We start from the raw sequence: 12,485 nt of genomic DNA, 5'->3' as shown, positions 1-12,485 counted from the left end.
TTTCAAAATCATATTCACCATTTTCATCCTTTGGTGTATGCTCTCTATCTACAAAATAATCATCTAGAGATATAGGGACTGGTATATATCCATTTACTCTTAATTGTATAGATAATCTATTGGCAAAGGTAGTCTTTCCTGAGGAACTTGGTCCAGCAATTAATACCACCTTAGTTTCTTTTCGCTCATTTATCATATCTGCAATTTGAGCTATTTTCTTTTCATGAAGTGCTTCAGATACCATGATTAAATCTCTAAGTTCATGCTCTTCTACTTTATCATTTAAAGAACCAACTTCACCTACACCAATTATATTTAACCACTTTTCACTTTCCATAAAAATTTGAGATAGCTTTCTATTTTCTTTAAAAGCTGGAACAACATTTAAATCTTCTTTCTTTGGAGACAATAATATAAATCCTGGATCATAATACATTAAATCAAAACCCTTTATTACTCCTGTGGAAAATGCCATTTGACCATAGAAATAATCATATCTGCCATCTAATTCATATAAACTTACATTTTCAAAAGATACATGATTAAGCAAAGATACCTTATCTTCCATTCCATAGCCTTTAAATATCTCTATAGCTTCTTCTCTTTTCTTTTTTATTTTATTAATAGGAATATCTCTACTAATAAGCTCTAACATTCTTTCTTTAATTCTTTTTAAATCCTCTTCATTCAAAGCTTCTTCCTTATGAATTTCTCCAAATACTCCTTCTCCAATGCTATGTTCTATAGTTATAGCTGAATTAGGAAATAAATCTAAAGCTGCCTTAATAAATATAAAATTTAATGTTCTAGTATATATCTTATATCCTATTGAACTCTTTACATCTGAAAAATGTACAAGTTCCAAGATTCCATCCTCTTGTATAGGTTTAAAAAGTTCATAATATTCTCCATTTAATCTACATAAGGCAATATCATAAGGATTAATTTCTAATATGTCCTTTAAAAATTCTTTATAGGTAATTCCATTATCTATTTCATATTGCTTTGCCATATAGTTTATTTTAACTTTTCTCATGTTTACCTCCGTAATGTCCTTTTAAGATACTATTTTAAACTCTCTTATCTAATATTATATACGCATTAAGTAAAATTACTACATACTTATTCCTAGAAGTATAAAAATTATTATAAAACAAATAATACTTATGCGAGGTGTTAAAATGTTTATTGTATTATTAAGAACAGTATTTCTTTATGCCTTAGTTATTCTAGTTATAAGGCTAATGGGAAAAAGACAAATTGGAGAACTACAACCTTATGAATTTGTAATTACTATTATGATTTCAGATTTAGCAGCTCTTCCAATGCAAGATACTAGATTACCTTTAATTTTAGGGGTTATACCAATAGTAACTTTATTATTTATAAAGACATTGCTATCTATCCTACAACTGAAAAGTCAAAAAGCAAGAAAAATTCTTGAAGGTGAGCCTTGTATTTTAATTGCTAGAGGTAAGATACGATATGAAGCATTAAAAAAGCAACAAATTAATTTAGATGAGCTTATGGAAGAAATCCGCCTTGCAGGGTATTTTGATTTAAGTGAAATAGAATATGGAATATTAGAGAATAATGGAAAAATGTCTTTTCTTACATCTAATAATAGTTCCTCTTCTAGTAACTCAGGAAGTTCTGGCAGTTCTAATAGTTCAAGTAATCAAAAGCCAAGATTACCTATAATCTATGTACTAGATGGAGAATTAAATAGAAACGCCTTAACCTCTTCTCCTAAGGGTGATGAATGGATAATAAATGAACTAAAAAAACATAAGGTGAATTCAATAAAAGATGTATTAATAGCAATGACTGATACCAATGGTAGATTTATATATCAGCTTCATAAAGATAAGGGGGAAAGTTAATGAAGAATACTTATATATCTATTTTTCTTTTTATTATATTAGTTGCAGGCTTATTTTTCTTAAATAATAAATTTGTTGGTTTGTGCAATGAAGTTATTTTAAGATGTGATAGTATAGAAGAATCTTTAAATTCTTACGATGAAGATAGTGCTTATGATGATTCTGTAGCTTTAATTGACTTAATAATTGAGGAAGCTGATGTCCCTGCTATATATTTAAATCATGTTGATTATGATATGTTAAAAAATGATGCTTTAAGGTTATCTCTTTACATAAGGGGGGAAGATAGGGCTGAATCTTTAGCAACTCTGCATTCTCTCCGTTCAACGGCAGAACACTTACGAGATCTTCAAACTCCCAATATAAAAAACTTGCTATAAATGAAATAGATGGATAGCATTGCTTGTGACCTCAAAGGCTCCAAGTCACCGCACTACTATACATCTATTTCATTAGCTAACTTCTTTTACTTTCATCATTAAATATTCATTTATTCCTTCTCTATATAAGCTTGGTATTATCCCTACTTGAATGTACCCAAATTTTTCATATAATATTTTTGCATCTGTATTAAAATCTCCAACTACTAAAAATAGTTTACTATAATCTTTACAGCAAATATCCTCAAAAAATTTTAACAGTTTTTTACCTATTCCTTGATTACGACTTTCTTGTTTTACTGCAATAATATGTAGGTATGGAAATGAATGAAATACTCCATTTAGAATGATCCATATAAATCCCTTACAATCTTCATTCTCATCAATGGCAACATATATTTCTCCTTTATCAAAGCCTTCTTGTAACGCCTTTCTAGCTCTTCCCTTTTGTGAAAAATATCTTTTCCCTAATTCAGAATTTAATAATGCTTCTTCACAATCATTTATATATTCTATATTTCCCTTTATTATATTCATTTTCATATCCCCCCTATAATTCTATTAATTTATAAAATGTAATTTACTAAGTAAGTAACCCCATCACTTTTTAATAATGAAATTATTTAACTATCTTATATAAATTCCATCGTATACATTTAAATCATATACTTAATTTAAATATATTTCCAAAATAAGTACTTATACTATAATCTAAAAAACAATAATTATTAACATTTAAATTAAATAAGATCAAATATAAACTAATATCTGATCTTAATATTAAAATTATTTATAGCTTTAACCTATCTTCTTTTGTAAATTTATTGGCATATCCATATGAGTAGAATAATAGCTTTTATTTTGTTTCATTTTACTTACCTTCATATGCTATATTTTTATATATTTTATTTACTATATCAAAAATTTCTATAAAAGGTTTCCCATCTTTATACTCCCATTTCTCAATATATGTAGGTTTAACAGCAAATAATCTCTCATTTTCTAATGAAGAATAGGCTTCATATGAGCCTTTAAAACATTCTTCAAAAATCCTACAGAATTCCTCATTACTTGAAGGATGTCCTAATTCTAAGCATATTCCTTCAACTTGAACATTGTCTATACATAATGCAACATTAGGATTGTTTTTTATTTGCTCATATTTTCTTAATTTTTTATCTGTTTGAAAATAAAAAACTCCATTTATCAAAACAATGCTCATCATTCTGGATGACACTCTATTGTTCTGTAATGTAGATAGTACCATTTTTTTGCTACTACCAAAACCGTCATAAAACTCCTTGATTTTGCAGTTAATATTCCCCATATATTCTTCTATACTCCTTTATTATTAATAGTATACTAAGCATATTTTAGTTAAATGTAAGAATTATGAATAATTTAATACACTTAAGAATTCTTTTTAATGTAAATTTTCAAAGCTTTGATTACAAGTATTAAAACATATATACCTAACCCTAAAATAGCTAAAGTTAAAGCTATATTAAAAAAGCTAAATAAAATCATTTTTGATCCAAAATCCATAATTCTCCCCCCTTTATATTTTATAAATTTAATTATTTAAATAATATAATTGCTAACTTTCTATAAAGCTCCTTATATAAATTTTATAATCATGCTATTTTTTATTTTTAATATCCCTTATTTCCTCTAATTTACTTTCAAGTCTATTTAATCTAGTATACAATTCTTTAATATATAGTGCCTGTTTCTCTTCCTGTTCCTTCAACTTATTAGGTATATAATATGCGACATTAAATGTAATAACTATTAATAATAAAATTAATATTATTGTAAAAATACTTATATCCATTTCTTCTTCCTTTCAAAACTATATTAATAACAATATTAAAATTGAACTACTACATGATTATTTTATATAAACAAAATAACAATCCCCATCAATATAAATATAACACCTATAGCATTTCTAATTAATCTAAAAAAATCATCTAGTTCAGAAAACTTATGTTTTATTATATAGTTTTTATGCCAAGTAGTCTTTTGTAAAAATATAAGTATTAACCCTACAAATATAAGCAAAAATCCATATCCCATAAACTTAGCTACTTCCCCCATTCTTCATTTATATTTTCCTTATGCTCCCCCAAAGTAAAAGTACTATGGATAATATCTTTATTTATTTATGCTCATTATACATTGTAATATAACGATTATAACATATTTTTCCATATAATACTTATAATTTATACTTTTCTATTCATTATACTTGCATATTTCTTCTTATTTTTCGCATAATTCTAGTTAAGCTCTCATAATTTAATCAAATATCTTACATAATTATAAGTCTTTTTTTATATTTCAAAGAATTATTCATTAAATATGCATAATTTCTGCATAAATATTAAAAAAGCAGTTGCATATTTATACCTTCGAGCGTATAATTATTAACATAGTTAAAAAGTAGTTTGTAATGACTATTAAAAAGAGGGGGCTATTAAATATGAAAAAATATAATAAAGTTGTACTAGCTTATTCTGGAGGTCTTGATACTTCAATTATCATTTCTTGGCTTAAAGAAAACTATGGTTGTGAAGTAATAGCTGTGGTTGGAAATGTTGGACAAAAGGATGAGCTTGTAGGCTTAGAAGAGAAAGCAATTAAAACAGGAGCATCTAAATGCTACATTGAAGATTTAACTAAGGAATTTGTAGAGGATTATATCTTCCCTACTATTCAAGCTAATGCAATTTATGAAGGTAAATATCTACTTGGTACTTCCTTTGCAAGACCTATAATCGGAAAGAGACTTGTTGAAATAGCTTTAGCTGAAGGTGCTGATGCTATATGTCATGGTTGTACTGGAAAAGGTAATGATCAAGTTAGATTTGAATTAGCTGTTAAAGCTTTTGCACCTGATATGGATATTATAGCTCCTTGGAGAATTTGGGATATTAAATCTAGAGAAGAAGAAATCCAATATGCTTTAGATAGAGAAATACCTATATCTATAAGTTATGAAACAAATTATAGCAAGGATAAAAACCTATGGCACTTAAGTCATGAAGGTTTAGACTTAGAAGATCCTGCTAATGAACCAAATTATGAAAAAATATTAGAACTATCTAACACTTTAGAGAAAGCACCTGACACACCAACTTATATTACTTTAAAATTTGATAAAGGTATTCCAGTTGCTTTAAACGGTGAAGAATTAGATGGTCCTACATTAATAGAAAAACTTAATAAAATTGGTGGGGAAAATGCCATAGGAATAATGGATATGGTTGAAAATAGATTAGTTGGAATGAAATCAAGAGGTGTCTATGAAACACCAGGTGGAGCAATTCTTTACAAAGCTCATAAAGATTTAGAAGAACTTTGCTTAGATAAAGAAACTTCACATTATAAAGAAACTATAGCTTTAAAATTTGCTGATTTAGTATATAACGGTCAATGGTTTACGCCTCTTAGAGAAGCATTATCTGCTTTTGTAGATAAAACTCAAGAAACTGTAACTGGTGAAGTTAAACTAAAACTATATAAAGGTAATATTATTAATGCTGGTATGACATCTCCTTATTCATTATATAGTGAAGAATATGCTACTTTTGGAGAAGATGCTGTTTATAATCAAAAAGATTCTGCTGGATTTATAAATTTATTTGGACTACCTATTACAGTAAGATCAAAAATGATTGAATCTTTAAAGAAAGCTGGTAACTAATTATGAAGCTTTGGGGTGGACGTTTTGAGAAAGGAGTTAATTCTTTAGTTAATGATTTTAACTCCTCAATTAGAACTGATTCTAGAATGTATAAAGAAGATATTTTAGGTAGTTTAGCCCATGTAAAAATGCTTGGTAAGCAAAATATAATTCCAAAAGAAGACAGCGAAAAAATAGCAGCAGGCTTAGAAACAATATTAAGTAGATTAGAAAATGGAGTAATTAAAATAGATGAGGCTTCTGAAGATATTCATAGCTTTATTGAAAGTACTTTAACCTACTACATTGGTGAAGAAGGGAAAAAACTTCATACAGCTAGAAGTAGAAATGACCAAGTTACTTTAGATACAAAATTATATTTAAAGGGAGCTTTAAGATCTTTATTACAAGACGTTATTAATCTTCAAGAAGTTATATATAAGAAAGCAAATGAAAATATAGATACCATAATGCCTGGATATACTCATATGCAAAAGGCTCAACCAATAACCTTTTCACATCATCTTTTAGCTTATGGTGAAATGTTTAAAAGAGATATTAGTAGAATTTTTGATTGTTATAAAAGATTAGATGAAATGCCTTTAGGAAGTGGTGCTCTTGCAACATCTACCTATAATTTAGATAGACATATGATCGCAAAGGACCTAGGTTTTGCACAAATTACAGCAAATAGCTTAGATTCAGTATCAGATAGAGATTATGCTATTGAAGCACTTTCACTTTTATCTATGATAATGATGCATTTATCAAGATTTTCAGAAGAAATTATTCTTTGGGCTACTAATGAATTTAGCTTTATTGAATTATCAGATGAATATAGTACAGGCAGTAGTATAATGCCTCAAAAGAAAAATCCAGATGTAGCTGAATTAGTTAGAGGAAAAACTGGAAGAGTTTATGGAGATTTAATTACACTTCTTACAGTTATGAAAGGCTTACCTTTAGCTTATAACAAGGATATGCAAGAAGATAAAGAAGCCTTATTTGATGCTTTAGATACAGCAAGTCTTTCACTTAAGACCTTTACTGGAATGTTAGACACATTAGAAGTGAAAAAGGGAAATATGAGAAAAGGAGCTTCCCTAGGTTTCACTAATGCTACTGATGTGGCAGATTATCTAGTAAAAAAAGGTGTAGCCTTTAGAACAGCTCATGAAATAGTTGGTGCTATAGTTCTTCATTGTATAAAAGAAAATATCGCAATTGATGACCTATCTTTAGAAGCTCTTAAGAACTTCTCTCCAATATTTGAAAATGATATATACGAAGCAATAGATTTAGTAAATTGTGTAGAAGAAAGAAAAGTCTTTGGTGGACCTAGCTCTTCTTCTGTTAAAACACAATTAGAATTACTATTAGACTCAATAAATAAAACTAAGGAGGCAGTAAAATGCTTAAAGTAGGAATAATTGGTGCAACTGGCTATGTAGGCGCTGAATTATTAAGACTTTTATTAAATCATCCAAAAGTGAAAATAGAAGCCATTAGTTCTGTTAGTTACGAAGGGGAAGAATTTTCATCTATATATAAAAACTTTTATGGAGTAACTAATTTAGTATGCGAAAAACAAGAAGATGTAATAAATAAATGTGATATTATCTTTGCTGCTCTTCCCCACGGTTTAAGTGAAGAAATAGCAGAATTAGTTAATAAAGAAAATAAGATTTTAATAGATCTTGGAGCAGACTTTAGACTTGAAAGTGAAGAAGACTATAAAAAATGGTATGGAAAAGATTATAAATATAAGAACCTTCATAAAGAAAGTATTTATGCTCTTCCAGAATTTAATAGAGATAAAATTAAAGAATATAAAATAATAGCAAATCCAGGATGTTATCCAACATCTATAGAACTTGCTTTAATGCCCCTATTAAAAAAATCTTTAATTGAAGTAAATAATATAATTTGCGATTCAAAATCAGGGGCAACTGGTGCTGGTAGAGGTCTTACTTTAAAATCACACTATCCAGAACTAAACGAAAACTTCTCTCCATATGGTATTGGTGCACATAGACATACTCCAGAAATAGAGCAATGCCTATCAGCAATTGCAGAAGAAAAAGTTCAAGTAACCTTTACTCCTCACCTACTACCAATTAATAGAGGGATTCTTTCAACAATCTATTGTACTCCAAATAACAACCTAAAAGGTAAACTAAACTTAGAAGAAATTCATAAATTATACACAGACTTCTATAAAAATGAATTCTTTGTAAATGTACTACCACTAGGTGATACAGCTTCTATTAAAGATGTTAAGTATACAAATAATTGTAATATTTCACTTCATCTAAACCATAGAGGAGATGGTCTAATAATAGTAAGTACAATAGATAATATGGTTAAGGGTGCTGCTGGACAAGCTATACAAAACTTAAATATAATTTGTGGATTTAAAGAAAACGAAGGACTAGCCTTAGTGTCACCAGGACACTAAGGAATGAAGTAAATTAATGCATAATGCATAATTAAGGTATAAATTCCTTCGGAATTTAGAAAAGTGAAAGAATTAAATTTATCATTTGCTAACGCAAATTTGAAATTAATAAATTAAATAATTGAAAATTAATTACTTTATAGATATTTATAAACTTTTTTTAGAGGTCTTAATAAGAGAGAATAATATTTTATTAAGTTCAATACATTGATTCATTAAATTTTCTATATCATTGATATTATAACTATTACTTTTTTTTAATAACTCTAACCAATATTCAGTTTCATTTGCTTCTTTTAGTGCAATATACATTTTATTTATAAAGTCTTTTTTACTTTGTGCATGTTGTGCTTCTCTCACATTTGCACCGATAGAAGTAGCTGATCTTAAAAATTGGTTTAAAATTATATGCTCATTATATTTAATTGATTTTCTATAATAATTAATTGATGAAACAGAAAACTGAAAACTTTTATTTAAAATAACATTATTCAAAGAAATCACCCAGTTAAATTCTTTACATCAATTATTAATATTATTCAAATAAACTAATTCATTTACTATACATTTTACATTCTTTCATTTGTTAACGCAAAATTTAAATTAATAAATAAATTCCATTGGAATTTAAGAATTTTCATAACTCAGCTTGTCTGAGTTATAACAACAATTATGCATTATTAATTGTGCATTATGCATTGTCTATGTGCATTATCAATTATGCATTATTAATTACAATTAGGGGGTGTTTATTTTGAATTTTTTATCTAACTTAGGTATTACAGCACCACAGGGTTTTCTTGCATCAGGAATTCATTGTGGTCTTAAGAAAAATAATTTAAAGCTAGATTTAGCTCTTATATATTCAACAGTGCCAGCTAGTGCTGCTGGTGTTTATACAAAAAATAAGGTTAAAGGTGCTCCAATTTATATAACAAAGGAGCATTTATCTAATAAAAAAGCACAAGCAATTATTATAAATAGTGGAAATGCAAATACTTGTAATGGTGAAAATGGGTTAATAACAGCTAAGAGAATGACTGAACTTCAAGGAAAGGCTCTTAAACTTAAAACTACTGATGTTTTAGTTGCTTCTACTGGAGTTATTGGTGTTCCTTTAAATATAGATGCTATTAAAGATGGAATTCCTATGTTAACTGATAGATTGTCTAAATGTGGTTTTGAAGATGCAGCTACTGCAATTATGACTACAGACACTTATAAAAAGCAGTTAGCCTTGGAATTTACAATAGATAATAAAAAAATAACTATTGGGGCAATGGCTAAGGGTTCTGGAATGATTGAACCAAACATGGGTACTATGTTATCTTTCATTACTACTGATTTAAATATTTCTGGAGAAATGTTAAATGAAGCTTTAAAGGAAAGTGTTAAATTAAGCTATAACAGAGTTAGCGTAGATGGCGATACAAGTACAAATGATATGGTATTAGTTTTAGCAAATGGTCTTGCTAATAATAATGAAATTAAGGAAAAGAATAAAGACTACTATACTTTCTTAGAAGTTTTAAATAAATTAAATGTTATTTTAGCTAAGATGATTGCAAAGGACGGTGAAGGTGCTACTAAACTTATAGAGTGTGTTGTTAGTAATTGTAAAAATGAAAAAGATGCTGAAATACTTTCAAAAGCTGTTATAAACTCTCCTTTAGTAAAAACTGCAATCTTTGGAAGTGATGCTAATTGGGGCAGAATCTTATGTGCTCTTGGCTATTCAGGAATAAATATTGATCCTAATAAAGTTGATATATCTTTTAAAAGCTCTATTGGAGAAATAGATATTTGCAAAGATGGCATGGGACTTCCCTTTGATGAAGTTAAAGCAAAGGAAATCTTACTTCAAGATGAGATACAAATTTTGATTAATATGAATAGCGGTAAACATTCATCTATAGCTTGGGGATGTGACTTAAGTTATGAATACGTGAAAATCAATGGAGATTATAGAAGTTAAAGGGTGGTATGAAAATGAATTATAAAGAACATGCAAAAGTATTAACTCAAGCTCTTCCATATATACAATCACTAGCAGGAAAAATAGTAATAATTAAATATGGTGGAAATGCAATGACAAGTGATGAACTTAGACAAAGTGTTGCCACAGATATTGTACTTCTTCAATGTGTTGGAATAAAGCCTGTAATAGTACATGGTGGCGGTCCAGATATTTCTAAGTTCTTAAATAAAATAGGACAAGAAAGTAAATTTATAAACGGTCTTAGATATACAGATAAAGATACTATGGATATAGTTCAAATGGTATTAGGTGGAAAAGTAAATAAAAATATTGTTTCTCTTATAGAAAGTGTTGGTGGAAAAGCCATTGGCCTTTCAGGAATAGATGGCTCATTTATAAAAGCAAAGAAATTAGAAAGTGATGTTGATTTAGGTTTTGTTGGGGATATAACATCCATTGATACAAAAATTATAAATAATGCTATAGATTCTGGCTATATTCCTGTTATAGGATCAGTTGCTATTAGTGAAGATTGCTCTCAAACCTATAATATAAATGCAGATATTTGTGCAGCAAAAATAGCATCTGCACTTAAAGCAGAAAAGTTATTACTTTTAACTAACGTTCCAGGGCTTATGAGAGATATTACAGATTCATCTACCCTAATTTCAACTCTAAGACTTCATGAAGTAAAAAAACTTCAAGCAGATAAAGTAATTCAAGGTGGAATGATACCAAAAATAAACTGCTGTGTGGAAGCTATTAGAATGGGAGTAAAAACATCTCATATAATAGACGGAACATTACCACATTCAATCTTATTAGAACTTCTATCAAAAGAAGGAATTGGAACAATGATATATTAGTGTGCAAAGCACAATGAAAGAATGAAGCTACACTTTTGTTATCACAAAATTGTAATGAAAAAATGAAAGAATTAAAGGATAATGCGTAATGCATAATGCACAATGCATAATTAAGGTATAAATTCCTCCGAAGTCGGAATTTAGGAAAATGAAAGAATGAAGAGCCTCTTTTGCATTCGCAAAATTGGCATGAAAAATGAAAGAATAAAGGAATAAATTATTCTTTTATCACAATCTTAAAAATAAAATAATTAATAAATAAATTCCACAGGAATTTGAAATTTTCATAATTCAGCTCGCCTGAATTATTTCCACAATTATGCATTACTAATTATGCATTACTAATTATAAAAAGGGGGCTTTTAAATATGAACAATAATTTACCTTTAATGTCTACTTATTCTTATCTTCCTATTAATTTAGTTAAGGGTGAGGGAGTTTATCTTTTTGATGATAAAGGAAATAAATATATAGATTTTACTAGTGGAATTGGGGTTAACAGTCTTGGCTATGGAAATTCTAATTGGATTAAGGCCATAACTGATACTGCTAGTAATTTACAGCATATCTCTAATATATTTTTAAACGAAAATACTTTAAAGCTTGCTGAAGAATTAACTAAAAAGACTAAAATGAGTAAGGTGTTCTTTTCTAATTCTGGCGCTGAAGCTAATGAAGGTGCTATAAAGCTTGCTAGAAAGTATAGCTTTGATAAATATGGTGTAAATAGAAATAAGATTTTAACTCTAAAACAATCTTTCCATGGAAGAACTTTAGCAGCTTTAACTGCTACAGGTCAAGATAAATTCCATAATTACTACTTCCCTTTCCCTGAAGGCTTTGATTATTTTGAACCTAATAATATTACAGATTTTAAAGATAAATTATCTAATGATGTTTGTGCCGTTATGATGGAATCTATTCAAGGTGAAGGCGGTGTAAACCCTCTTTCTAAGACTTTTGTTAATGAAGTTTATAAAATTTGTATAGAAAAGGATATTGTATTAATTTTTGATGAAGTACAATGTGGAATTGGAAGAACTGGGAGAATCTTTGGATATGAATACTTTGATGTAAAGCCCGATATAGTAACCGTTGCAAAAGGGCTTGGGGCTGGACTTCCTATTGGTGGATTCTTATGTAATGAAAAATTATCTGAAGTATTTAATCCAGGAGATCACGGGACAACCTTTGGAGGAAACCCAGTTTGCTGTGCAGCAGGTGCGCGACGC

The 12,485-nt window shown here is 28.4% G+C and carries 14 protein-coding genes and 1 pseudogene; 8 read left to right on the top strand and 7 right to left on the bottom strand.

What is annotated here, in order from left to right; genetic code table 11:
- Nucleotides 1-1,036, bottom strand: a pseudogene (locus HUJ77_RS11210) (nucleoside kinase); the annotation flags it as partial.
- Between the two features lie 145 nt (nucleotides 1,037-1,181).
- Between HUJ77_RS11210 and HUJ77_RS11205 the strand changes: the two are divergent.
- Nucleotides 1,182-1,883 (top strand): DUF421 domain-containing protein, encoded by a 702-nt coding sequence (locus tag HUJ77_RS11205; RefSeq protein WP_291708669.1) that lies wholly within the window; start codon nucleotides 1,182-1,184, stop codon nucleotides 1,881-1,883.
- The gene (locus HUJ77_RS11200; RefSeq protein ID WP_291708668.1) at nucleotides 1,883-2,263 is read left to right on the top strand and encodes a DUF4363 family protein; all 381 of its coding nucleotides are present in this window, start codon (nucleotides 1,883-1,885) and stop codon (nucleotides 2,261-2,263) included. Before HUJ77_RS11205 ends, HUJ77_RS11200 begins: the two co-directional genes overlap by 1 nt.
- 72 nt (nucleotides 2,264-2,335) lie before the next feature.
- On the opposite strand, the gene HUJ77_RS11195 is transcribed toward HUJ77_RS11200, so the two are convergent.
- The 5 genes from HUJ77_RS11195 to HUJ77_RS11175 all read right to left on the bottom strand — a co-directional run bounded on the left by HUJ77_RS11195 (nucleotide 2,336) and on the right by HUJ77_RS11175 (nucleotide 4,342).
- The gene (locus HUJ77_RS11195) at nucleotides 2,336-2,800 is read right to left on the bottom strand and encodes an N-acetyltransferase (RefSeq protein WP_291708667.1); all 465 of its coding nucleotides are present in this window, start codon (nucleotides 2,798-2,800) and stop codon (nucleotides 2,336-2,338) included.
- A 334-nt stretch (nucleotides 2,801-3,134) separates the two neighbouring features.
- Complete coding sequence (locus tag HUJ77_RS11190; RefSeq protein ID WP_291708666.1) at nucleotides 3,135-3,590, bottom strand: pyridoxamine 5'-phosphate oxidase family protein; 456 nt, start codon at nucleotides 3,588-3,590, stop codon at nucleotides 3,135-3,137.
- Between the two features lie 83 nt (nucleotides 3,591-3,673).
- Nucleotides 3,674-3,808, bottom strand: coding sequence for a hypothetical protein (locus HUJ77_RS11185; RefSeq protein ID WP_291708670.1), 135 nt, complete (start codon nucleotides 3,806-3,808; stop codon nucleotides 3,674-3,676).
- A gap of 94 nt (nucleotides 3,809-3,902) precedes the next feature.
- Nucleotides 3,903-4,097, bottom strand: a complete 195-nt coding sequence (locus tag HUJ77_RS11180; RefSeq protein ID WP_291708665.1) for a hypothetical protein — start codon at nucleotides 4,095-4,097, stop codon at nucleotides 3,903-3,905.
- Nucleotides 4,098-4,159: 62 nt separating this feature from the next.
- A complete protein-coding gene (locus tag HUJ77_RS11175; RefSeq protein ID WP_291708664.1) occupies nucleotides 4,160-4,342 on the bottom strand; it encodes a hypothetical protein in 183 nt (60 codons plus the stop codon).
- A gap of 406 nt (nucleotides 4,343-4,748) precedes the next feature.
- On the opposite strand from HUJ77_RS11175, the gene HUJ77_RS11170 reads away from it, so the two are divergent.
- The 3 genes from HUJ77_RS11170 to argC are packed head-to-tail and all read left to right on the top strand — an operon-like array spanning nucleotide 4,749 to nucleotide 8,409.
- Nucleotides 4,749-5,972 carry an argininosuccinate synthase gene (locus HUJ77_RS11170; RefSeq protein WP_291708663.1) on the top strand — a complete coding sequence of 408 codons (1,224 nt, stop codon included), beginning with the start codon at nucleotides 4,749-4,751 and terminating at the stop codon, nucleotides 5,970-5,972.
- A 2-nt stretch (nucleotides 5,973-5,974) separates the two neighbouring features.
- Nucleotides 5,975-7,375 carry an argininosuccinate lyase gene (gene argH / locus HUJ77_RS11165; protein WP_291708662.1) on the top strand — a complete coding sequence of 467 codons (1,401 nt, stop codon included), beginning with the start codon at nucleotides 5,975-5,977 and terminating at the stop codon, nucleotides 7,373-7,375.
- On the top strand, nucleotides 7,363-8,409 hold the full coding sequence (argC, locus tag HUJ77_RS11160; protein ID WP_291708661.1) for an N-acetyl-gamma-glutamyl-phosphate reductase: 1,047 nt from the start codon (nucleotides 7,363-7,365) through the stop codon (nucleotides 8,407-8,409). The genes argH and argC overlap by 13 nt, the downstream gene beginning before the upstream one ends.
- 147 nt (nucleotides 8,410-8,556) lie before the next feature.
- Here argC and HUJ77_RS11155 read toward each other — a convergent pair whose 3' ends face one another.
- Nucleotides 8,557-8,904 (bottom strand): four helix bundle protein, encoded by a 348-nt coding sequence (locus HUJ77_RS11155; protein WP_291708660.1) that lies wholly within the window; start codon nucleotides 8,902-8,904, stop codon nucleotides 8,557-8,559.
- 259 nt (nucleotides 8,905-9,163) lie between these two features.
- On the opposite strand from HUJ77_RS11155, the gene argJ reads away from it, so the two are divergent.
- From argJ to HUJ77_RS11140, 3 genes are all read left to right on the top strand, one after another.
- Nucleotides 9,164-10,384: a bifunctional glutamate N-acetyltransferase/amino-acid acetyltransferase ArgJ gene (argJ, locus tag HUJ77_RS11150; RefSeq protein WP_291708659.1), complete on the top strand. Its 1,221-nt coding sequence runs from the start codon at nucleotides 9,164-9,166 to the stop codon at nucleotides 10,382-10,384.
- Nucleotides 10,385-10,398: 14 nt separating this feature from the next.
- Entirely contained in the window at nucleotides 10,399-11,253 is an 855-nt protein-coding gene (argB, locus tag HUJ77_RS11145) for an acetylglutamate kinase (protein WP_291708658.1), read from the top strand.
- 368 nt (nucleotides 11,254-11,621) lie between these two features.
- Nucleotides 11,622-12,485, top strand: an 864-nt coding sequence (locus tag HUJ77_RS11140) for an aminotransferase class III-fold pyridoxal phosphate-dependent enzyme (protein ID WP_291708657.1), incomplete at its 3' end; no start/stop codon positions are given.

Origin of the sequence: Clostridium sp., from assembly GCF_021443865.1 — a bacterium.
GTDB lineage: Bacteria > Bacillota > Clostridia > Clostridiales > Clostridiaceae > Clostridium.
Note: the sequence above shows the minus strand (reverse complement) of the source record. Positions and strands in the feature narration are given on the sequence as shown.